The organism is Spiroplasma endosymbiont of Stenodema calcarata (assembly GCF_964031205.1).
Taxonomy (GTDB): domain Bacteria; phylum Bacillota_I; class Bacilli_A; order Mycoplasmatales; family Mycoplasmataceae; genus Spiroplasma.
In genome coordinates this window covers 364,311-388,006 of sequence record NZ_OZ035018.1, presented here as the reverse complement: position 1 = coordinate 388,006, position 23,696 = coordinate 364,311, and the positions used below count along the sequence as shown (strand labels likewise).

The 23,696-nt window shown below is 26.9% G+C and carries 24 protein-coding genes and 1 pseudogene; 5 read left to right on the top strand and 20 right to left on the bottom strand.

The genetic code is table 4. The features are described from left to right. Positions 1-52: 52 nt before the first annotated feature. Genes ACQH24_RS02070 through rsmD form a run of 5 tightly spaced genes read right to left on the bottom strand, consistent with a single transcriptional unit; the run spans position 53 to position 5,772 of the window. Positions 53-1,567, bottom strand: coding sequence for a hypothetical protein (locus tag ACQH24_RS02070; RefSeq protein WP_425380382.1), 1,515 nt, complete (start codon positions 1,565-1,567; stop codon positions 53-55). Between the two features lie 48 nt (positions 1,568-1,615). Then, complete coding sequence (argS, locus tag ACQH24_RS02065) at positions 1,616-3,289, bottom strand: arginine--tRNA ligase (RefSeq protein WP_425380381.1); 1,674 nt, start codon at positions 3,287-3,289, stop codon at positions 1,616-1,618. A gap of 49 nt (positions 3,290-3,338) precedes the next feature. Continuing rightward, complete coding sequence (gene rsmB / locus ACQH24_RS02060; RefSeq protein WP_425380380.1) at positions 3,339-4,610, bottom strand: 16S rRNA (cytosine(967)-C(5))-methyltransferase RsmB; 1,272 nt, start codon at positions 4,608-4,610, stop codon at positions 3,339-3,341. A gap of 21 nt (positions 4,611-4,631) precedes the next feature. Next, positions 4,632-5,207, bottom strand: coding sequence for a guanylate kinase (gene gmk / locus ACQH24_RS02055; RefSeq protein ID WP_425380379.1), 576 nt, complete (start codon positions 5,205-5,207; stop codon positions 4,632-4,634). A gap of 1 nt (position 5,208) precedes the next feature. Beyond that, complete coding sequence (gene rsmD / locus ACQH24_RS02050; protein ID WP_425380378.1) at positions 5,209-5,772, bottom strand: 16S rRNA (guanine(966)-N(2))-methyltransferase RsmD; 564 nt, start codon at positions 5,770-5,772, stop codon at positions 5,209-5,211. Between the two features lie 89 nt (positions 5,773-5,861). Here rsmD and ACQH24_RS02045 point away from each other — a divergent pair, with 89 nt between their 5' ends. From ACQH24_RS02045 to ACQH24_RS02035, 3 genes are all read left to right on the top strand, one after another. Then, positions 5,862-6,443, top strand: a complete 582-nt coding sequence (locus ACQH24_RS02045; RefSeq protein ID WP_425380377.1) for a peptide deformylase — start codon at positions 5,862-5,864, stop codon at positions 6,441-6,443. 176 nt (positions 6,444-6,619) lie between these two features. Then, entirely contained in the window at positions 6,620-8,371 is a 1,752-nt protein-coding gene (locus ACQH24_RS02040) for a ribonuclease J (RefSeq protein WP_425380376.1), read from the top strand. Between the two features lie 78 nt (positions 8,372-8,449). Next, positions 8,450-9,838, top strand: a complete 1,389-nt coding sequence (locus ACQH24_RS02035) for an alanine--tRNA ligase-related protein (RefSeq protein ID WP_425380375.1) — start codon at positions 8,450-8,452, stop codon at positions 9,836-9,838. Between the two features lie 31 nt (positions 9,839-9,869). Here ACQH24_RS02035 and ACQH24_RS02030 read toward each other — a convergent pair whose 3' ends face one another. The 3 genes from ACQH24_RS02030 to ACQH24_RS02020 all read right to left on the bottom strand — a co-directional run bounded on the left by ACQH24_RS02030 (position 9,870) and on the right by ACQH24_RS02020 (position 13,106). Next, a complete protein-coding gene (locus ACQH24_RS02030) occupies positions 9,870-10,835 on the bottom strand; it encodes a CPBP family intramembrane glutamic endopeptidase (RefSeq protein WP_425380374.1) in 966 nt (321 codons plus the stop codon). A 106-nt stretch (positions 10,836-10,941) separates the two neighbouring features. Beyond that, positions 10,942-12,519, bottom strand: a complete 1,578-nt coding sequence (gene gpmI, locus ACQH24_RS02025; protein WP_425380373.1) for a 2,3-bisphosphoglycerate-independent phosphoglycerate mutase — start codon at positions 12,517-12,519, stop codon at positions 10,942-10,944. Positions 12,520-12,557: 38 nt separating this feature from the next. Further along, a complete protein-coding gene (locus tag ACQH24_RS02020) occupies positions 12,558-13,106 on the bottom strand; it encodes an HAD hydrolase family protein (protein ID WP_425380678.1) in 549 nt (182 codons plus the stop codon). A 206-nt stretch (positions 13,107-13,312) separates the two neighbouring features. Between ACQH24_RS02020 and ACQH24_RS02015 the strand changes: the two genes are divergently transcribed. Continuing rightward, on the top strand, positions 13,313-14,272 hold the full coding sequence (locus ACQH24_RS02015; protein ID WP_425380044.1) for a transposase: 960 nt from the start codon (positions 13,313-13,315) through the stop codon (positions 14,270-14,272). A gap of 156 nt (positions 14,273-14,428) precedes the next feature. On the opposite strand, the gene ACQH24_RS02010 is transcribed toward ACQH24_RS02015, so the two are convergent. Together ACQH24_RS02010 and ACQH24_RS02005 are read right to left on the bottom strand one after the other, a co-directional pair. Then, positions 14,429-14,782, bottom strand: coding sequence for a S1 RNA-binding domain-containing protein (locus ACQH24_RS02010; RefSeq protein WP_425380372.1), 354 nt, complete (start codon positions 14,780-14,782; stop codon positions 14,429-14,431). A 113-nt stretch (positions 14,783-14,895) separates the two neighbouring features. Further along, on the bottom strand, positions 14,896-15,882 hold the full coding sequence (locus ACQH24_RS02005; RefSeq protein WP_425379839.1) for an IS30 family transposase: 987 nt from the start codon (positions 15,880-15,882) through the stop codon (positions 14,896-14,898). Positions 15,883-15,960: 78 nt separating this feature from the next. Between ACQH24_RS02005 and ACQH24_RS02000 the strand changes: the two genes are divergently transcribed. Then, positions 15,961-16,368: a lipoprotein gene (locus tag ACQH24_RS02000; protein WP_425380371.1), complete on the top strand. Its 408-nt coding sequence runs from the start codon at positions 15,961-15,963 to the stop codon at positions 16,366-16,368. A gap of 20 nt (positions 16,369-16,388) precedes the next feature. On the opposite strand, the gene ACQH24_RS01995 is transcribed toward ACQH24_RS02000, so the two are convergent. The 10 genes and pseudogenes from ACQH24_RS01995 to ACQH24_RS01950 all read right to left on the bottom strand — a co-directional run bounded on the left by ACQH24_RS01995 (position 16,389) and on the right by ACQH24_RS01950 (position 23,629). Beyond that, positions 16,389-18,569, bottom strand: coding sequence for a spiroplasma phage ORF1-like family protein (locus ACQH24_RS01995; RefSeq protein WP_425380370.1), 2,181 nt, complete (start codon positions 18,567-18,569; stop codon positions 16,389-16,391). Between the two features lie 11 nt (positions 18,570-18,580). Next, complete coding sequence (locus tag ACQH24_RS01990; RefSeq protein ID WP_004027616.1) at positions 18,581-18,817, bottom strand: hypothetical protein; 237 nt, start codon at positions 18,815-18,817, stop codon at positions 18,581-18,583. Further along, the gene (locus ACQH24_RS01985) at positions 18,817-19,215 is read right to left on the bottom strand and encodes a hypothetical protein (protein WP_425379841.1); all 399 of its coding nucleotides are present in this window, start codon (positions 19,213-19,215) and stop codon (positions 18,817-18,819) included. The genes ACQH24_RS01990 and ACQH24_RS01985 overlap by 1 nt, the downstream gene beginning before the upstream one ends. Then, a complete protein-coding gene (locus ACQH24_RS01980) occupies positions 19,208-20,221 on the bottom strand; it encodes a hypothetical protein (RefSeq protein WP_425380369.1) in 1,014 nt (337 codons plus the stop codon). The genes ACQH24_RS01985 and ACQH24_RS01980 overlap by 8 nt, the downstream gene beginning before the upstream one ends. 317 nt (positions 20,222-20,538) lie before the next feature. Continuing rightward, complete coding sequence (locus tag ACQH24_RS01975) at positions 20,539-20,742, bottom strand: DUF2649 family protein (protein ID WP_425379843.1); 204 nt, start codon at positions 20,740-20,742, stop codon at positions 20,539-20,541. Between the two features lie 152 nt (positions 20,743-20,894). Then, positions 20,895-21,331: pseudogene (locus tag ACQH24_RS01970) on the bottom strand (DUF3627 domain-containing protein). Positions 21,332-21,600: 269 nt separating this feature from the next. Further along, positions 21,601-21,849 (bottom strand): hypothetical protein, encoded by a 249-nt coding sequence (locus ACQH24_RS01965; protein WP_425379845.1) that lies wholly within the window; start codon positions 21,847-21,849, stop codon positions 21,601-21,603. Beyond that, positions 21,849-21,998 carry a hypothetical protein gene (locus tag ACQH24_RS01960; protein WP_004027793.1) on the bottom strand — a complete coding sequence of 50 codons (150 nt, stop codon included), beginning with the start codon at positions 21,996-21,998 and terminating at the stop codon, positions 21,849-21,851. Before ACQH24_RS01960 ends, ACQH24_RS01965 begins: the two co-directional genes overlap by 1 nt. A gap of 320 nt (positions 21,999-22,318) precedes the next feature. Beyond that, positions 22,319-22,540 carry an HAD family hydrolase gene (locus ACQH24_RS01955; protein ID WP_425380368.1) on the bottom strand — a complete coding sequence of 74 codons (222 nt, stop codon included), beginning with the start codon at positions 22,538-22,540 and terminating at the stop codon, positions 22,319-22,321. Between the two features lie 69 nt (positions 22,541-22,609). Further along, complete coding sequence (locus tag ACQH24_RS01950; protein ID WP_425380367.1) at positions 22,610-23,629, bottom strand: hypothetical protein; 1,020 nt, start codon at positions 23,627-23,629, stop codon at positions 22,610-22,612. Between the last annotated feature and the right edge of the window lie 67 nt (positions 23,630-23,696).

Genomic DNA, 23,696 nt, shown 5'->3' with positions numbered 1-23,696 from the left:
AAAATAATAAAAAAACGGATGCTCTTAACTTAAAGAATAGTTCATTATTATATTAACTTTTATTTTTCCCATCCGCCTCAGTTGCCATATTTAACTTTACTCGATTAATAAAACTCTCACGTAACAATAAATTAATTTTAGGAACTAATAATCGTAAATGATTACGGTATTCAGCTAAAATAAAGTCTGAAGTATAATAAAATATTAATAGAATAATCAGTACAATTGAGGCAGAAATTGTAAAGATGATTGTTGTAATATTATCAATTTGTCCAGCAAAATTAGCACTATCAATATAGTTTTGCCCTGGAATATAGTATTTAAAAATACCAAGCTTTTCACTACGCACAAAATTATCAAAGAATTTTGTAACAAATTCTACTCCAAATCATAACAACTGTAATTGTGCAACAATTGGTTTGTTCATTGGAGCGCGATATTTTCATTCACAAGTCATTGCAAATAAAATACTAAAGCACATTGAATACGCTAACCCATTAATTATTTGTAAAAACAAATACGCATCTGGAGAATGATTAAAAGAAGCAATACTGAAAAAAAGAAATCATAACAACAATCCTAGCCCGAAACAATATTTAACACCAATTTTATTATAAAGTAAATGACATGCTAAATAAGCCCCAAAAAATTGTGGTATTAAGAATAATTGTTCATTTAATCGAACAAATTGATTAACCATAGCTGCCGAATGATATTTTTCCCAAGTCCGTTGTCCTAATAATCAAATATAAATATTTGATTGTGACAATTCTTTTAAAACAATAATTAAAAAAAACATAAAAAAGATAATTAAAATTTTTTTTCATTTAAATGGTTCAAACATTTGTTGTTGTTCAATCGTAAAGGGTTCTGAAGTAAATTCCTTATGAGAAAATAACGAGTATAATATTGTTGCAATGACAATAGCACTAACAGCAACAGCACCAATAATTACAATTTGCAAATGACTTGATAAATTACCAGTTGTTGTTGTAACCAAACTATTAAACTCGGACCCAAAAATAAGGGCAAAAGTCATCAATGGCGCAATTAAACTAACAGTTTTAAATGGAAAAAACTTGCGACCATAAATTTCATTATACGATAAAAAATAAGTAGCTTTACTAATAATACCAAAACCTAGAAGAACTGCGGCAATAATTAACGTTGCAAACGATGGGAAAATAATTAAAATAATAATACCCAGCGCAGAACTAACAAAGATTACATATTGTACAAAATGTCATCCAACACGAGAAAAAACCTTATGTAAAAAAACATAAGGGATCATCGCCAAAAAGGCATAAAATGAAAGTGAAGTTGCCGCAATTAGCGCAACCCCTTCAAAATTATTGATTGAAGCACTAAAAAATAAATCTCGAAATTCTAAATTATCCCCAATAATAGCTGATAAAGCAAATCAATATAAGAAAGTTTGAACAAAGAATGATTTTTGACTAGCATGCTTAATTTTGATGTTTTTTGCTAAAATTAAAATATAAAAAATAAATAACAATAATAACATTAACGGATTAAATAAAAAAACATCTCAATTATTTTTTAACACATCAGGACCCTCTTTCCTTTATAATATTAGATTATAACACAACTTATTTTACATTTGTTCAATAACATTAACCCCTAGTAAATCAAAGGCATTTGCCAAGATTTGATAAATTACTTTAATAAAAACTAAACGTTGTTTTGTCAATTCTAAGTTATATAAATTAATAACCTTTGATTCATTATAATATGAATGAAATTGACGAGCAATATTTTGTAAATAATCACAAATTAAATGTGGTTGGCGTAACTTTGCCGCCCCTTCAATACAACGATTAAACAAATCAATATCATTTAAAAGATCTAATTCTTTTTGTGAAGTTAGTGAGGCAAAAGTTTTAACATCATCAATTTTAATATCATTAATTTTGGCTTGTTGCAAGACACTATTACAACGAGCTGTCGCATATTGTGCATAATAAACAGGATTTTTAGAAGAATGCTCTTTTAAAACATCAATATCTAAATCCATATGACTTTGCGCACTTTTTGAAACTAACATATAACGAATTGGATCAACACCAATCTCTTCGATTAAATCAATCAATCAAACGGCTGTTCCTTTCCGTTTGCTCATTTTATATTCAGCCCCATCTTTAATTAATCGTACCATCTGAATCATATCAATATCTAAGATATCTTTTTTATAACCTAATAATTGTAAACCAGCTAATATTCGAATAATGTATCCATGGTGATCACCACCTCAAAAATTAACTAATTTATCCGCTTTTGTCCGCATTAAACGCTCATTGTGGGCCGCTAAATCTGGTGTAATGTATGTTAAATCACCATTTGTTTTAATTAGAACACGATCTTTATCATCACCAAAATCAGTAGTTTTTAATCATAATGCTCCGTCCTGATGATATGTTTTCTTCAATTTAGCATATTGTTCTAATGTTCCTTCAATCTTACCACCTTCATACATTGCAGCTTCTGATGAATAATATTCAATATCAACCCGAAATAGTTTTAATTGTTTTTTAATAATCTCTAAAAATAAAGCAATCGATTTATCACGAAACATCTGATGCACTTCTGGATCACTAATTTTATAATCTTCGTTAAAAGTTAAATTAATAAATTTATCTTGATAATTATCAACAAAATATTGTGCTACATCATCATACATATCACCACGATACGCTTCTGGAGGCAATTCTGTTTTTTTTCCTAATAAATTTAAATAACTAACAAAAACAGTTACTGCTAAATTATTAATTTGATTACCAGCATCATTAACGTAATATTCAGTTTGAACTGTATAACCAGCTGCGCGTAAGATGCGTCCAACACTATCACCAATTGCTCCATTTCGAGCATGACCAATATGTAAAAAACCTGTTGGGTTTGCTGATACAATTTCTAAATTATAAGTAAAATTCTTTGATTCTGAATGACCATATTTTGTTTTTAATTTTAAAACATCATTAATAACTTGATGTAATTGTTCATCAGCTAATGTAAAATTAATAAATCCTGCGCCAGCAATTTCAATTTTTTTAAAATAAGTTTTATTATTTTTTTCAATAAAAGCAATAATTTCTTCGGCAATTTTATTTGGAGCTTTTTTTAAATCTTTTGCCAATAACAAAGCCAGGTTTGTTGATAAATTTCCAAAACCTTCTTGTCGGGGTTTTTCAATCATTACTTCTTTTACCAAATTATTTGCCTTTAAATACTGTTGTAAAAGATTTTCAATTAATTTAACGTTCGTATTCATAACTATGCTTCCTTTCTTTTCTTATATATATTTTACATACTTTTTATAATTACTTATCTTTTTTTCTAATTTTACAATAATAAAATCCATCCGTATTATTTTCATAACCAAAAAATTGTTCTGTTGTAATTATTTCTAAATCATTATATTTTGCTAAAAAATTTCTAATTTGAAAACTGTTTTCATATGCTTCAAATGTACACGTAGAATAAACTAAAATACCCCCTGGCTTCAATAATTCATAAGCTTTTACTAATAATTGCTCTTGCATTTCAACTAAATTAGCTAAATCCTCTTTTGTGAAAGAATGATATTTAATTTCTGGTTTTCGTTTAATAACACCAAAACCACTGCAGGGCGCATCACATAATATTTTATCATATTGTATTGATGAATTAATTTGTCTAGCATCTAATAAGTGCGCATAAATATTAGTAATTCCTAATCGTTTTGCATTAATTTTAACTAAATTAAGTTTTTTTTCACTAATATCATAGGCATCAATAATTCCTTTATTATTCATTAATTGACTTAAATGTGTCGTTTTACCACCAGGTGCACTACACATATCTAAAACCCGATCATTTTCTTGTGGTTCTAATAATTCAGCAATTCGGATACTCATTTCATCTTGAATATAAATTAAACCATCTTGGAACATTTCTGAGTTAACAACTGATTTTTCAGTAATAACACCAACTGGCGAAATTAAACTTTTTGTTAAGTTATAATCCGGATATTCTTCTAATAATTTATCTCGACTAATTTTTAAGGTATTAACTCGAAAAGAAATTTTTGGAATTGTTAAATTATCTTCCATTACTTTTCTTGCTACTTCTTCATTATATTCATTACGCAGAATTAAATATAATGACGAAGGAAAACTATATTTAATACTTAATTTTTTGGTTTCATCAACAAGATTAATTTCAAAAATATCTTTGTTACTTTCAAAAATTCTTTTTAAAGTAGCATTAACAAATCCAGCATAATTTGGATTAATTTTCTTAGCAATATTAACTGCTTCATTAACAATAGCATAATTTGGAATTCGATCTAAAAAGCGAAATTGGTAAATACTCATTCATAAAATAATTTGTAATTTTTTGTTAGTTTTTTTATTATCAATAAATTGATTAACAATATACTCTAAATATAATTTATTTTTAAGAGTGCCATAAACAATCCGATAAATTAAGTTTTTGTGCTGTTCAGTAAAGCTGTCATCTAATTCAATTATTTTTGCTAATAAATGATTACTGAATTTATTATTTGCAAAAACCTTTCATAGAATATCACAAGCTAATTCTCTTGCTAACATACTTTAACCATCCTCAGGTACTTATGTCCGGTTAGCAATTTCTTGCTCTAAAATTGTTTTAATTTTTGCCACTGCTTGTTCAACGGTATTATTTACAACAACATAACTATAATTACTTTGTAACGGGATTTCATCTGCTGCCTTTTCCAATCGCGCTTGAAGCACAATTTCACGCTCACTTTTTCGACCACGAATTCGTTTCTCTAATTCTTCTAAACTTGGGGGAATTAAAAAAATTGAAACTGCATCGGTAATTTTTTCCAATACCTGGGTTGCGCCTTGTACTTCAATTTCTAATAAAACGTTTTTCCCAGCATTAATTTGTTCAATGCAATATGACTTTGGAGTTCCATAATAGTTTCCCACAAATTCAGCATATTCTAATAATTCATTATTCTTAATTGCAGTTTCAAAAGTTGACCGATCAACAAAGAAGTAATTTACTCCTTCAACTTCATCCGATCTCTTTTCTCTTGTTGTCATTGAAACTGAATAAGCTAAATTTAATTTTTCATATTTAAAAAGTTCTTGGCAAATTGTTCCTTTTCCAACTCCTGAAGGTCCAGAGAAGATAATTAAAAAACCCTTTTTCTGCACACTAATTTTCTCCTTTTTCTAAACGCAGTATATATAAATACTTTTTTTTATATTTCTTGTAACGTAACATTACTAAGTCAAATTGAGTAAATGTCAACTCTTGATTTGATTCGCAAACTATTATTCCATAGTTATTTATAATATTGTTTTTCAATATTATAGTAATAATATCATAATAATAATCGATTTGTTTAAAAGGCGGATCTAAAAATAAAATATCAATTGTTAATTGATTTTGAATAACTCATTCTAATAATACATTGTAATCATAATTAAAGGCTTTTCCAATTTCAATATTCAAATTTTGAAGGTTATTTGTAATTACTTGATAAGCATCCTGATGAGAATCATTAAAATAACAATATTGTAACCCCCGTGATAATCCTTCAATTCCTAATTGACCACTACCAGCAAAAATATCTAATCCTATTTTATTTTCATAAATAAAATAATTATCTAAAATATTAAACATATCTTCTTTTACGCGGGCCGTCATTGGCCGAGTATTCATTCCTGCTAATGTTTTAATTTGATAACCTTTATATTTTCCACTAATCACACGCATTGTTTTAATCCCTTTTCTATCTTTTTTATTATACTAAATTTCCTTAAAATATATGGGATATGTTATAATTTTCTAAGAGGTGATTTTTAGTGTTGCAAAATAAAATTCCAAACAAAGACTGATTAGTATTCGATGATACGCCATCAATTCGGGACACGTCAAATGATGTCGCATTACCATTATCTTCTGAAAATGAACTTGTCATGCAAAAATTAATTGATTTTGTCAGATATTCTCAAAACCCACAAAAAAATCATCAACAAACAATTAGACCTGCAGTTGGATTAGCTGCTCCCCAAATTGGTGACAATATTAAAATGTATTATATTCGCATTGAAGACACTGACAATGAAACTGGGCTTAAACAAGTAATCGAGCATGCCATGATTAATCCAGTAATTATTGGCAAAAGTGCTCAATTAGCTTGTATTGAAGAAGGCGAAGGTTGCTTAAGCGTTGATGGTGACAAGGAAGGTTTTGTTCCCCGTAGTTTTCGAATTATCATTAGTGGCTATGATTATTTAAAACAACAACAAGTAACGATTACTGCCCGTAGTTATGAAGCAATTGTTTTTCAACATGAACAAGAACATTTAGAAGGTAAATTATATTATGATTTAATTAATAAGAAAAATCCCTGATTGAAAATCCCTGATTGAATTATTTTATAAATTAATAAGTTAAAACTTTTTTAAGAAAAAGTATTTTTTTTGTAAACTTATGAATCTTTATGTTATAATTTTTTGGATACTAGGAAATTAACTTTTTTTCTTTTTAATTAATATTAAATAATAAATTTAATAAAGAAAAAACTATAAATTTTTAGAATTATGAGGTGATAATTTCAATGAATGAAGAAAACAAAGAGATAAATATAAACAAAATAGCAAATGAAGAAACAAATGATTTGCTATCAACAAAACAAATTATCAAAAATAAAATTCCAACAAAAGTCTTTGCCTTAGGAGGTTTAGAAGAAATTGGTAAAAATACATATTGTATTGAGCACAATGAAGAATTAATTATTCTTGATGCTGGAGTTAAATTCCCTAGTTCAACAATGCTTGGCGTAGATGCTGTAATTCCAAATTACAATTACTTAAAAGAAAATCAACGAAAAATAAAGGCATTGTTTATTACTCATGGCCATGAAGATCATATTGGAGGTATTCCCTATTTACTAAGAGAAGTAACAATTCCAATTATTTATGCTCCTCGATTAGCAGCAGCTTTAATTCGTGATCGATTAAAAGAAGCAAAACTAGAACAAACAACTATTGTTAAAGAAGTTGACAATAAGAGTGTTATTAAAACAAAGAACTTTAAAATTAACTTTTTTGCAGTTAATCATAGTATTCCTGATGCATTTGGAATATCAGTTGTGACTCCAAATGGAAAAGTAGTATCAACAGGAGATTATAAATTTGACTGAACACCACTGGGACATCGTTCTGATATTGAACGAATGGCAAATATGGGGCAAGAAGGTATTATGCTACTAATGGCGGATAGTACAAATGCTGAAGTTGAAGGATATACACAAACGGAAACAAAAATTATTAAAAATATTGGCGAATTGTTTGTTAAAGCAAAAGGTCGAATCTTAATTTCAACTTTTGCTTCAAATGTTCACCGAATTCAACATATTGTTGAAATTGCTAATAAATATGGTCGTAAAATCTTAGTTTTTGGACGAAGTCTAGACCGTATTATCAAAATTATTCGACAAATGGGACATTTAAAAATTTCGGATAAAGCTTTTATTAAAGCTAATGATGCTAAAAACTATAAAAATCATGAGATTTTAATTATTTGTACCGGAAGTCAAGGAGAAGCAATGGCTGCTTTATCACGAATTGCTAATAATCAGCATCAACATATTTCAATTATTCCGGGTGATACTGTTATTTTCTCATCATCACCAATTCCGGGTAATCAAGCTGATGTTGAACGGGTAATTAATAAATTAGTTCGTGCGGGAGCAATTGTCCAAGAAAATAGTCCTTTGAATCAGATTCATACTTCTGGTCATGCTTCACAAGAGGAACAAAAATTATTATTCACATTATTAAAACCAAAATATTTTATGCCAATGCATGGTGATTATCGTATGTTAAGACAACACGGCGAAACAGCAAGTAGTGTTAATGTTCCAAAAGAAAATGTTTTTATTTGTGCTAATGGTGACCAAATTGAGCTGTTAAATGGTTCAGGAACAATTGGTAAACGAATTGAAGCAGAAGCTGTTTATGTTGATGGAAAAGATTTATCTGGTCAAACAACTGCTGTTGTTCGTGATCGCGAAATTCTATCAAAAGATGGCTTAATCGCTGTTGTTATTTCAATTGATTCTCAAAATAATCGATTATTAACCCCTCCTCGTATTATTTCACGAGGTAGTTTCTATGTTAAAGAATCAGGAAACATTATTAATGAATCAATTCGCTTAGCAACAGAAGCAGTTAATGAAGTTTTAAAAACACAGAAACCAACCTTTGGTGCTCTTAAAAATGCAATCAAACAATCATTATCACCATTTATTTACCGTTATAAACGTCGTAATCCCTTGATTATTCCAGTAATTTTAAATAAAAAATAAAAGAATATTTTAATTATTCTTTTTTTGTTTTATAAAATAGCATATAATCTTAATTAATATTAAGAAAGGATATTTATTATGAGTAACGAACAAATTGAATTATTATGAACTACCTTAAAACAGCAAAACAATGAAGTTATAATTCCCACGACAAAGTTTCTTGGCTATCAACAAATGACAACCACGGGAACTGTTTTATCCTTGTTTAATGAGGCTGGTCAACTTGTTGAGGAATTAAATGGAATTGGCTTTATTGCCTTTGATCAAACTGTTTTCTATGCTCTGGGGGGCGGACAAATTTCCGATACTGGCGTATTAATGAAAGATACTCATAAGATCCCTGTTTTTGATCTTAATAAACAAATTTATCAAAAAGTATATCTTCATCTTGTTGATACCCACGGCGTAACAATTAATCGAAATGATGTTTTAGAACAAAAAATTGACGAAGAACGTCGCATTACAATTACTAAAAATCATACAGCCCAGCATATTTTGTCATACATTATTGAACATATTTTAAATGATGGTGAAATGACAGATTCCGTTCAAATTAAAATTGACTATGCTTTCTTAGCAATGAATAAAGTTGATAACTGATTAGATATTATTTTAACAGCTCGGCATAAAATTGTCACTGATTTAATTAACCATAATATTGCCAAAATTGAACATCAAATGCCAATTGCCGAAGCAATAAAACTAAAAATAGCACATCCCAATTTTAAATATAATCCAATTGTTCGCGTCGTTGAATTTCCAACAGCAACAATTGATTTATGCGGGGGAACCCATGTTAATAATCTTAAAGAAATTAATTTTTTTGAAATTTGAGATTGTTGAGTTGATAAAAAGAAAATCCGAGTCCAATTTTCAACTAATAAAACAGCAACCGAAGCATACTTTACAAATTGAATTGCCCAAAAAAGAATTAATTTAGAGCAAAGTGTAAAAAAAATTACAAACTATGACCCCAGTTTTACCTTTGTAATTCCTAATTTTTTGGTTCCAACAACCATAATTGAAAAAAATGATTTAAGTATCAAAATTGATAAATTAGAAAAAGAATTAAATGAAATAGCAAAAGAAAAATATAAATTATTATTACAAGCAATTGCGGAAACAACTTTTCCCGTTAAAACAATTCCTATAAATGATAATTTAACTATCCAAGAAATTATTATTGATGATAAGAAAATAACGCTTGAATTAGTCCGTAGTAAATTAAATAAATCTTTACAAGAATATGATAATACCTTAATTATCTTTATTAACACAGCTTTAAAATATGGATTCATTAGTTTTACCAAAAATAATCAAACGGAATTTAATCTTAATAATTTTTTACAAACAAATAAAGAACAATTCAAAATTACTGGTGGTGGAACCCCGTTCTTTATTAGTTTTACCTATCAAAATGAAATTACCTTATTTTTAGAACACTTACAACGAACATTAAAGAAATAAAAAAAGACCAGCAAGGTCTTTTTTTATTCACCTAATTTGCGAGGTGCGGTAAAGTTATAATTAAAATTGCACTAATACAATTTAAACCCCCATGGGTAATAATATTATAAGTTACATTACCATTAACGACAATAAACAATATTCCTAAAAATAACGATGCCCCTAAATAACCAATAATATGTTCTCAGTCACCCGTTGCATTAACATGCATCCCCGCAAAGAAAATTGTTGCGGAGCCAAAAGCAATTCATTTATTTCCTGTTAAGCTAAAAATTCCATGCCGACAAGCCAATTCTTCAATAATAGGAGCAACAAAAATACTATAAATAAATAAAATCACAATGTTTCATCATTTATCAAGACCCTTAACTAAATTAGTTTGATTATCGGACTTATCATCTCCGGTTATCAATGTTTGTAACATACCAAACCCAAAATTAATAAGAAAAGCAATTGAAATTGCAATTATACCAATCAAAAGTACTCTTTTATAATCTTGTTTAAATGTTAATTTAATTTTTTTAAAAATAAACGGCGAAGTTTTAAAAATAATTAGAATTGTTATAATTCCAGCAATTAAAGAAGTTAATAAGTTAATTGTTGTTAATGCTGATGCCGATGGTTTAAATTGCCTAGCAATAATTCCAATTAACAAACCAACCAAATTTGGAATAAAATAAAAATAATAAAATGCAATTGCACCAGAACGCATAATTTGACTTTGTGCTGACCCAATAACAAAGTAGGCCCCAATCCCAACAATAATTCAACTAAGAAAATTCATTCCAACTAAAGCATATTGATCATGTTCAAATAAATAGGAAATTAAGATACTAATAAAAAATGGGGCAAAAATTGCTGTTCCAATAAAAATATAACCTGTATTACGAACACGAACCAAATTAAAATTAAATGGTGCCGTTTTATCAACTAAGGTTGGTTTTAATTCATATCATGGTCTTTTTAAGTTATTATAAGTATTTTCATTATTATTCATTCTTACTACTCCTTTAAATCTTATTTGTTATTATATACTGAAACTAAGCAAAACGTATTAAAAATTAAGAATTATTTAGCAAAAAAAAGATATTTTTAATATCTTTTTATTTAATAATTAATGATGGTTGTGTCATTTCAGCAGGAATTTCTTCATTTAATAATTCCAAAATAGTTGGAGCAATATCAGCAATTGCTGGGTTCTCACTTCGTAATTTTAGATCTTTTTTAGTAATAATAATTGGTACTAATTGCGAAGTATGTTTCTTATTAGGGCCACCCGTTTCATCAATCATAATTTCGGCATTACCATGGTCCGCAGTAATAATCATAATTCCATTAACTTTTTCCATTGCTAAATAGATTTTACCAAGACAATCATCAATTGTTTTTACTGCCGTAATTGCTGCTGGCAAAATTCCAGTATGACCAACCATATCACAATTAGCAAAATTTAAAATAATAACATCAAATTCATTGCGATTAATTTCCAGGATTAATTGATCCGTAATTTCCGATGCGGACATTTCTGGTTTTAAATCATACGTTGCCACTTTTGGCGATGGAATTAAATCTGCTGATGCTCCTGGTAAAGTAATTTCAGATTGCGTTGCTAAACCATTTTTAAAATAGTCTTTTCCACCATCAAAGAAAAAGGTAACATGGGCAATTTTTTCTGTTTCCGCAATTCGCAATTGCCGGTAGCCCTTCTTACTTAATCATTCACCCAATCCATTAACAACTTCAATTGATTGAAAGGCAATATTTTTTGCCCCAACCGTATCCGCATATTCCATCATAGACACAAAATAAATATCACTTATTTTTGGCAAGAAATAAGTTTCTGCTTCATTGACAGGAAAATTGGTATTTGTTAGAGCCGAAGCAATCGCAATTGCCCGATCAGGGCGAAAATTAGCAAAGAATACTCCATCACCTGATTTAATATAACCTTGTGGTGTATTAACATTATACGCTGGCATTAAAAATTCATCATTACGCCCAGCTTGGTACTCATGATCAATATATTCTAACGGATCATTAAACTCTGCGCCTTTTCTAGAAACTAAAACATCATAAGCAACTTGGACACGTTCATATTTTTTATCACGATCCAGTGCATAATAACGCCCTCCAATTGTGGCAATTGCGCCTACTTTTAAATTAGCCTGCAGTGCATTAAATTGTTCAATATATGTTTTAATACATGCTGGTTTAGTATCACGACCATCACCGAATAAATGTAAATAAATTTCTTTAATTCCTTCTTGCGCTGCTAATTGATACGCGGCAAAAATATGATTAATATGGGAATGAACTCCCCCATCAGAAAATAATCCCATAATATGAAAAGCACCATTATTTTTTTTGGCAAAATTAATTCCTGCTAAAATTGCTGGATTACGATTAAAAGTACCATCTTTAATTGCTTTATTAATCAATGTTAATGATTCATATTTAATTCGACCAGCTCCTAAATGAATATGTCCAACTTCTGAATTTCCCATTTGACCATCTGGTAAGCCAACTCACTCTCCGGCGGCATGGGCAGCTACCCAAGGATACTTTCCTTTTAACATTTCAACATTTTGCATATGGGCTTGTGTAACAGCATTCCCTTTTGCGTCAGGAGCAATTCCTCATCCATCTAGAATTGCTAATAAAATTGGTTGTTTAGCTTTCATTTTAATATTTCTCCTCTTTTTCCTTAACAATTATATAATTATTTTTTATGATTGAAAATATATTTTTCAATCATTTTTGCAACACCACCTGCTTCAGCATTACTAGTAACTTCTTTTGCAATTGCTTTAATTTGTTCTTGACTATTCCCCATGGCAATCCCTAAACCAACATTTTTTATCATTCAATAATCATTCATACTATCGCCAATTGCCATCATTTCTGATAATGCAATCCCCCATTGTTTTGATATTCATTCTAATCCTGCCAATTTGCTTATCCCCGGTGCATTTATTTCAGCAGTCCAACTAGCATTAATTGCAATTTCAATGTTCTCGGCACGAGCTAAAATAATAAAATCATCTGTTTCTTGGACATCAATTGCAATACATTTATAAGCCCTATGCTTAATTTCAGTAAGACTATCATATTGAATGAATTCCCCTTCAAAAAAAGTTAACTCCGGACTATTATCTGCAATCGGATCATAATTAACAATAACTTTTGTCAAATCATCAATATAACATCATAATTTTTTCTGATATTTTTTTGCCAATTTAAATAAGAAGTTAACTTGGTAAACAGATAAAGTTTGCTGGTGAACAATCTTATTTGTTTTAATATCATAAATACAAGCTCTGTATACTGTAAAACTAAATCATAAAAAGTTATAATTATATTAACATATTAATCATGAAATACAATAAAAAAGCTTTAATTTTGTCGAAAACTCTTGATATTTATAGAATATATCTAATTTTAGGTATATTTTTAATATATAGAGGTAAATAATTGATGGAAAAAATAATTATAGAATTAAAAAACAGTTTTACAGATGATCAATTTTTAGAATTTGCTGAAAAAATAAAAAAAGAAGCAGAAGTAATCAAAAAACAAAAACGTTTAAATGAAATTGATCAAAAATTTAGAGATAAAGGCATTATATGTCCTGATTGTAAATCTTATCATTGTGTTAAAAATGGTCATAATCCCGAAGGAAAACAAAAATATTTATGTAAAAAATGTCGTGCTAGTTTTGATGCTTTTCGTCATCATTTTACTTATTGAAGTCATTTAAATTATGAACAGTGAAATTTATTAATTCAAATTTCATTATTAGGACAATCTAGTAAAATAATTTCCCGTTTTATTAAAACAACATCAAAAACTGCTTGATATAATCGTCAAAAATTAATGCAATCAAAACAATTAGAAAATACTCAATTAAAATTTAAAAAATTAAATGGTCAAATCCAAATTGATGAAACTTTTATTAAAGAAATCCATAAAGGTAATTTTAAAGATAAATTTGATAAACGAAAAACTCATCTTGATCCATTTTCAACTAATACCAAATGCTGTATTCAAATGGTAGTTGATAGCAATAATAATATTTTTGTTCAATCCACCAATACCAAACGATTACAAAAACAATGAATTATTGAAAATATGAATAAGCAATTAATTAAAGAAAAATCAATAATTATTTCTGACATGCAACCATTATATTTATTAGTAGCAAAACAAACAAATTCTACTCTATATTCTACCAAAACTAGTACAAACCCTGATACTAGTTATCGAAAGTTAAATAAGATTAGTAAATTACAATCCAGTCTTAAAGAAGCCTTAATTCATTATCATGGTTTGGGTTTCACTAATATTCAAAATTATTTAAATCTATGAAAATGAAAATACCAACATAAAGGTTTAACACCAAAACAACAATCAACGGTATTATATTTTAATGTTTAAAAAATTTAAAGCAAAATCATGATCTTAAACAAAATTATTTTTCAAATTGTCATATTGATGATTTTTTTATTTCATCAAGAGTTTTCGACAAAATTAAAGTAAAAAAGTAAAAAATAGTTTTATTACTATTTTTTACTTTTTTATATTTTTATTAATTTATTTATTTTCGTTTGTTTTACTAATATTTTCAATATTGTCTGTTTTATTTTGTCTTTTATTTAAGTTTTGGAATGCTGTTTTTATTTCCTGAATTTCTTTATTATCATTTTTTAATAGTTCAGGGTGACAATTTTTATAACTTAATTTAAGATGTTTTCTAACTATATTAAAATCAAGCACCTCAACTTCAATTTCATCACCAACATCAAAAAAATCTTTAATATCTTTAACAAAATAATCTGAAACTTCACTAATATGGATTAAACCATCAGCCTTTTTTGCTCGGCAAAAAGCACCATAGGGAGTAATATTTGTTATTTTTACAATAATTTTGTTATTTTTATCATACATATATTTTTTCTCCTTTACTAAAATCTAATTATATTATTAAAATGCTGAAAAAAATTTGTTAAACACAAAAATAATTAATAGATTTTATTATTTTTATTATATACATTAACTAATTAATGAACAAATATTTTTTTAAAATATTGTTTTGATGTAAAATTCCCTAAACAAGGTCTTATTGTAGTATTTAATATATCTAAAACAGATTTTAATCTACTGCGAATATTAATTATAGTCTCATTTCGTAAAAACCAACGCCTTATATCTCTATTTATCCTTTCAACTAATGCTTTTTGTTTTGGTTTTCCAGGGTCACAAAAATAAACTCTTATTTTTAAATATTTTTCTATTAGTTTTCATTTATAAAATTCTTTTCCTCTATCTGTTAAAATACAACTAAATTTATTAATACCAATTTGTCTAATCATTTTCATTAAAACCATTAACACAATACTTGCTTTTTTAGTAAATAAAATATCATAAAAAACTATTTTAGATTTCCGATTTACTAAAACTAACAAATGAAAATTACCACAATCAAGGGTATCCATTTCTCAAATTCCACTAAAACTTAAATCATCTCCGTAATCATTTAAAAATTGCTTATAATCTCTAATATTAAGCAATACACCACGATTATCATTTTTTTCACCATTTTTAGTTTTTCGCTTTTTATTTTTAAAATACAAATTATTTTTTGATAAATTAAAATAACCTAATCTAATATATTTATACATTGTTTTAAAACATACACTAAATTTTACATTATATTGTAATTCATACGACATAATAATATTTTGTGGCGAACGACCAAAATTATTATATTCATTAGAAAAATGACTTAATTCTTGTGAATTTAACATTGAATATTTACGACATTGTTTTTTGTTTTTATTATGTATTTTTTGTGCTTTTGCAGCATTATAATCACCAATATTATCAAACATATTTAATTCTTGCCAAATAGTTCTATAATCTCTATTCATTTGCTTAGCAATTTTTCGAATATTAATTGTTCCATTTTTCTTTTTAAATAATTCATTATTTTTTAATTTTTCCAAATTTACTCTTTCATTAATATCTAATCTTTCATATTTTTTCACACTTTACCTCCTAAAATATTAAAATATGTTATAATTTACTTAAAATAATTATAGCATTTTAAGTAAGGAGTTAAAAATATGAAAAAATGACTAAGTATTTTAGGAGCAATTGGATTAACAACAACATGTACAACATCATTAATTAGTTGTCAAAAACGAAATAACAATGAAAACACGGGAGGGGATAAACCTAAACCTAATAATCCACAACAACCACAAGAACCACCAATTGGAAGTAATTGAAAATGATATTCAGGAGATGAATTGAACCATGGACCAACTAATAAATGATATATATTAATATCTAAATCAACTAATTCAACTGATGCAGTATATGCAATAGATTTAATTCATTTTACAACAAGTACAAGTATTAAACCAAAATATCCACTTTTAAAGTCAATATACAGATGAGAAGAACTAAATAAACCATCTCTACCAATAATTGATAATAAAACAGGTAAAATATCAAATTGAAAAGAATAAAAAGGACTAACAAGTCCTTTTTATATTAATCGCACAAATTTCATAAAGATAATTAATAAAAATATATTTGTTATTGTGTTATATAATGCTGGACTAAATTTTCAGACCTCAAATGTTTGACTAAAAAAACTATATATTGTTTGAAAACTTTTCCCAACACCACTTGCTAACACATTCACTTGTTTAACACCTGGAATATTATTTACAATTCAAATTGCAGCATTTCGAATATGACACGCTAAATTATATCAACTACAACTTTCATATTGTGCTTGTCATCATTGCCCATCAGGAAATAATCCACCATTATTAATCTCTTGTCAGTTATAAATACCAAAATTAAAATCATAATAGCGATACATATCATTCTCTTTTTGTGCTTGTAATTCAAAAACATTATAACCGCTTTTTTGTTCTTCAATTTTCTTGTATTTTAAACCATATTTATCTTTTAAAGCACCTTCAAAAATATAACCCTCATTTTGATTAATATTATAATCATTTGCAACTGAAAAATCATAATTAAATACATTACCATAATTTGTATTATAAAACCGATTTTTAAATGCCGAATATAATTTAATATCTAATTGATTGTATTTATCAGAAAAATAAAAGTAACGTGGATAAATTTTAAAACCATTATTAGCTAACAAACCATATTTTTTGTTATATCCTTGTACATAAGTGTTATTTTCTAAATCAAAAATGGTTCGTAAATAATCTTTATAAAAGTTTTGCGAAATAGTAAACATACTATTTAATAGTTTTTCAAATTTATTTTTATTAGTATTTTTTTCATCAATTAAAACATCTCTAAAATTAACTAATTTTAAACCAAAAAAGTTAATTAAAACAGTATCATATTGTAAATTATCAATATAACCGCTTTCAATAAAATTACTACGATTTTGAAATACAGGCACCAAAGCGTGTACAAAAAATGCTTTTAAAAACTTATTAATATCAATTTGGCCTTTCATCTGTTCAAAAATATCTTTACCAATATTAGGAGTATTACCTTGATTATAATTATATGTTTCAGAACTAAAATTAAAGATACTATCTTTTTCTTTCATAAAAGTAAACAAAAAACCTAAATCACCAGTATACCGATAACTATTTGCATTATTACCATCCCAATATTGTTTAAGATGTGTTAATTCTAAACTACCAGCAACAATATTTTTTTGTTCATCAATCGTTAAAATCATTCGATAAATTGATTTTCTAGTTAAAATAACTTCGGGTTTTCAATCTAATTTTTCCATGTTATTAACAATTTCAAAATCAAAGATTATTCTTTGACTACCTAAATTTGGATCATCATAATCAGGATTACCACCTTGTTGCACTCTAATGTTTTCTTGCACAATAACATCAATATATTTTAATAAAAAAGAGCGAACCTTTTGATAATCATTATCAGTATAAAAAAGAAGATTACCTTGATTATCTATTTCAGGAACTTGTTTATCAGTTGGAATACTTGTATTTTCTCATCTGTATATTGACTTTAAAAGTGGATATTTTGGTTTAATACTTGTACTTGTTGTAAAATGAATTAAATCTATTGCATATACTGCATCAGTTGAATTAGTTGATTTAGATATTAATATATATCATTTATTAGTTGGTCCATGGTTCAATTCATCTCCTGAATATCATTTTCAATTCTGAAATTTTAAATTAACTTGTTGCAAATTGTCAATACTTTTTTCTAATTTATTAATTATTTCAACAGTATTAAAATACTTAGCAAAAGAATAAGAAAAATTAGTTAATTCTTTTAAAAATTGTTTTTTATCCACAGCATAAAACTTATCAATATTATATTGCTTAACATAATTATCTCAATTTTTATATAAGTCCATAAACTCATCACTAAATTTATCAAAAGAAATTCCCGTTGAATAACTATCCTTTAAAAAATCTAAATATCATTTATCATTATAAGTTAATGATTTTGATGTTTTTAAAGTAGGGTTAATAAAGTAATTTGTTTCTGACCAATTTTCAAAAAAACTACTGCGTAAAAACATTGTATTAATAAAATCAGTTTCATTCATTCCTGTTGTTTGTTGATTAACAGTATAATTTTGTTGATTTAACGGTTTAAATGCTGTTAAAGTAATAAAAGGAATAATTAAACCTAAAAGTCCTAAAAGTCCTATTGAAAATAAAGAAAATAATTTTTTCATAAATTCAACTCCTAACTATACAATGTTTTTGAAACAATAAATCCAACAATATATAAACTTGATATTGTTAACATTAACGGATGACTAAATAAAATTGCCATTTTACCAAATAAAGAAAGTAAAAAAGTATCTGAGTTATATAAATCCATAATGATATTTTTTGCTGATGTTAATTGATTAATAATTACAGTAATAAAACCAGTACCAAATATAGCAATTGCAGCAACCAATAAAACTAATCTAATCATTATTTATGCACTCTCCGATATCCTTGTTCTCTTGTTTTTGTTTGTTTTACTAAACTTGATAATTGTTGTTTATTGCGATTAATTTTAAACTGTTTACGCTCTTTAATATGTTTTTGCATACCTTTTTTAGTATCTGAAACACCACGAGCAGTCGCCGAATAAATATTTGATACACCACTTTGCACTGTTGAACCTAATTCGTTGTACTGAGTTCTTGTGCCGTGAATTGCATAAATCGATAACTTAACAACCATAAAAAAAATAATAAAATAAGCAATTGTTGTATTTGTCATTGGTAATTTAGTATTTCAAATTACATCAAAAATAAACAAAAAAACATCAAAAATAAAACTAAAAATCTTATCTCAATTACTACTTTCTGACAACAAATTAATCATTTTTACCACTTCCTTTTTCTTTTTTAGGTTTTAAATTCTTTTTCAAAATATCAATATCAAACATTTCTAAACGCTCTTTAACACTCAATTTAGTAATTTCTGACCAATAATATTCCTTATAATTAACTATTTCATCATTTTTTAAATCACGAACAAACTTTAATCATTGACTATCATATTTCTGTGCAAATTCTAACGGAATAATTATTTTAAAAAACCGAATTCCTAAACCAACATCTGACTTATGTTTTGCTCGTTTACCTTCTGCTGTTCTTTCTACTGATTTTGTTTTTCAAATTTCATAATCCGTAATATCTTGAAAAATACCAATTCGCATAATAAAGAAACGATTAAAAAAATTAAATCCTTTTTTAGCAATCGGTTTTTTAAGTGAAATTGGAATAATAATACCACTTGCTAATTGTCGGATATTATTTCAGATCATACCCTCACGCTGTGCTGTAAACAAAGCACGATTACCAAAATGTCTTGCTAAAACAATTCACGGAATTTTACCACTGTGGACTTTTTTCTCATCGTGAGGACTAGTTCCGTCAATATATAAATAACTCTCATCAAATAAAATAACACTATCATCTGGGGGAACTGGTTTTGTTCTATCTGTAAAATCTAAATTTTTAAATGTCAAAACTTTAACTTTCTCATCTTCTAACGGATAATTACTATAAATTTTATCTGTTAATAATTTCATAGTTTGTGATAAATAAGTTAAAAGTAATGTTTTACCAGTTCCTAACTTGCCAATAATTACCGATAACGGATTATCTCAAACAAAATTTACTAACCGAAAAGCATTTAATTGATAAAATATATTTTTTCATACTCATCACACAAAATAAACGCATTGCAAAGCAAACAATAATCAGAATACTAAACCAGTATAATTTAATGAGATTATCCAAAGTAATAAATCAATTAAACTAAACAAAATCATTGAACCACTAATATAACAATAATTTTTTAAAAAAAATATAAACTTTTTCATTTTACCTCCAATAGTTATTTATAATTAAACTAGTATTATTATGGTTTTCTCTCCCCACAAATCAAAAAGAAGAGTGATAAAAATACATAATGCCCTATATATTATTATTTTTAGATTTTAATCCTTTCTGAAAAGAATTATTCATATTAGATAAAATAATATGATTATTCAATACAGTAGGAATTAATAACCTATCATTTATTTGATTTATTATTATTTCAGTTTTAATAGGAGCAGGAATAATAATCAAAAAAATAATATCAACATTTATATAAAAGTTTGTGGAGAGAGAAAACCATAATAATAACAAAATTTAATTATTTAAAACAACTAACTATTTTAAAAACCATTCATAATAAAAACCAAGTTAAAAATAAAATTACAATTCAAACACCAACCATCAAAGTTAAATATTCATTCTGTGTCAAAGTCCAAGTTGTAATACTTTCAACATTTGTTTTATTTATAAACAAAAAGACATGAATAAAAAACTCTTTTAATTTTTCTCAATCATTTTGCATTTTTAAAAACTCCACATTTTTTGAATAAGTTTAAAAAACATCCCAAAAAATAAAACGATAAATAATACAAACGATATAACATATAAAAATTCAGGGGCATTTAAACCAATAATATAACTAACAAATTGAACTCAATAATTATATAAACTCATTTAATTTAAACTTTCTAAATCATTAATTAATTCTTGCTCTTTTTTAACACTTCAATTTGTTAAATTATTATTATTATTTGCTTTTACTTTTTTAGGTTCATTTAAAAATAATGCTTTGTGCATACTGTTAAAATAATTTTGTTTATATTGATTATACAAATTAATCAATTCTGTTCCAGTTAAATATTTTCACACACAACGTTTTAAATTTTCATTATATTTTACAATAGGATAAGAATTATCATAAATCAAACCGATTGCTACTTGTTCTGAATGTTTTTCACTCGGATAAATAAACTTATTACTCAGTCAAAAACCAATATGGCGATTATGATTAGGTAAATTTATAAAACTTGCTTTATCTGTCTTAAAAGGGAGGAATTCCTGCTAATAAAATAATTTTCTATATTCTGATTTTTCTTAACAAAATTACTCAATTTTATCAACTCCTTAATAAACATTGTTTCTAATTAACAATGTTATAAATATTGTTAGAATATTGCTTATCTATTGTTAAATAAACATTGTTATATCTAATGTTTAATAATGTTTATATATTGTAATAAACATTGTTAATAAACATTGTTAAATATATAAAATAATAAAAATTAGCACACTGAAAAATACTATTAAGTTTAAAATAATAGTTATATAAAATAAATTAATAAAATATGAATAAACTAGTGTGCCTTAGTTTTTTTTACTACTAAAATCCTTTAACCATAACACGGAAAAAGTTTAATATCTTAACAATAACAAAAATACCAAATGGAATTAAAATAATTCACGCATCACCTAAAAAGGTCATTAATTGTGGTAATACAGCATAAATTGCTTCTTTAACTTTCATCATTGCTTGTCCTAATCCACTTCAAATAGAACCCATTCCATCTGAAATAGTAGGAGTATCTGCAGCTAAAAAATTAACCGCTGTTGTTAAATACATCCCTAACATTATTTTTTATCCTCCTTGTTTTCAATTTCTTTTTTATCTTTTTTCTTACCTCGAATTTGGCGAATTTTTTGATAAATTGATAAACCAATTCACGCAAAAATACCTAATATAATAACAACACTAAATATCGTCGTTAATCAAACTGGCATAATATATCTCCTTTCAATAAATTAAAAAATTGAAATTTGCAAACTCGCTCCGCTCGTTGTCGCTTTGCTCCACTTAAAAAACATTATTGAATAAATTACCCGCTAATAAATTACGCGGAATAATTTATTCTTTTACTTTTTAATTTCAATATCCTTTGCAATTTTATTAACAGTATTAATAACATTATCTTTACCATACTTTTTCACTAACGACCACAAAATAAAATATTGTTTTGTTTGCATAATTTCAACTCCTTAAAACTAAATTAAAAAAGTTAACTAAATTGATAATTAACTTTTTATGGTTTGGCATTTACAATTTACACTCCATTAAATCCAATAAAGTATTGTTGAAAATGATCCATTTTTACTTTTAAAGCTTCCGGCAAAGATGTTAAAATAGGACGTCCTGTTGCAAAAATAACACGAACTCCCATTTCTTGTGCTTTAATAATTGGATCAATATTTTCTTCTTGCAACCCTTGGTGAAATGGACAAGCTGTCCGATCCATATCTAATGCAATTAATTTAATATTCGTCATAATTCCCTACTTTCTAATAAAAACTTATAATTATATTATAAAAGAAAAAACCATATTTAATAATATGGCTTATGAATTTAAATAATAAGCATTTGGTGAAATCAATGTATTAGGTGATACTAATTTTTTATTACTTTTATCTAAACCTGTGCGTACTTGTTTTTCTTGTTCAGTTGTTTTTAATAATCAATCTCCAATTTGAACACGGAAACCATAAATAGCTCCAGCACTACCACCCAAAATTGCTAACATTATTAGGACACTAATTAAGACTGTTAACCAAGGACGTGATTTCTTTATGCAATTTTTACAACGACATTGTAATTCATCTATTTGATTTCCCGCTTTTAATTTATGATTTTTTTTATAATTTCTTTGCGAATTATTTTCAAACAAATCGGATTGTAAACCTGCCGCAATATTCATATTTTTGCCAAGTCCAACTTTAATATTTGGATCAATTGAAGCATTTAATAAATCTGCTGCTCTAATATTTTTTGAATTATTATAATTTTCATTTTGACTTAAACTCCCACTTTGCAAATTAGCAATTCGATCCGCTAGTGATTGTGCCTGTGTTGTTGCAACAGATGGTTGTTGCAAATAACCAGGTGTTTGATTTATCCCTTGTGAATTTTGGGGTTGAAAATTAGAACGTTGTTGATTCATCATTTGTTGTTGTTGCGACTGCACATATTGTTGCGGTGCTGATGCTCCTTGATTCTGATATTGTTGTGGTCTATTTACTGCCGGATATTGCTGTGGCATCGGATTTTGTCCGCCCTGTTGTTGCAGATATTGTTGCGGTGCTGACGGTCCCTGCTGTTGATATTGTTGTGGTCCAACATTTTGCTGATACTGTTGTGGCACCCCTGCCTGCTGTGCCTGCGCATATTGTTGTGGTATAATACTCTGTGGTGGTTGTTGCATAATTCCTTGTTGTTGTGACATTGGATTTTGTCCGCCCTGTTGTTGATATTGTTGTGGCGAAACATTAAAATTATTTCCTTGATTAGAAAAACCTTGTTGCTGATTATTTTCCGGTTTATTTTCTAAACCATTATTAGTCCAAGAATGTTGTAAACTCATTTTATGCCCCTTCTTTAATAAATATTACCATATAATTTTGTAATCTAATTATATCATAAAATGAACA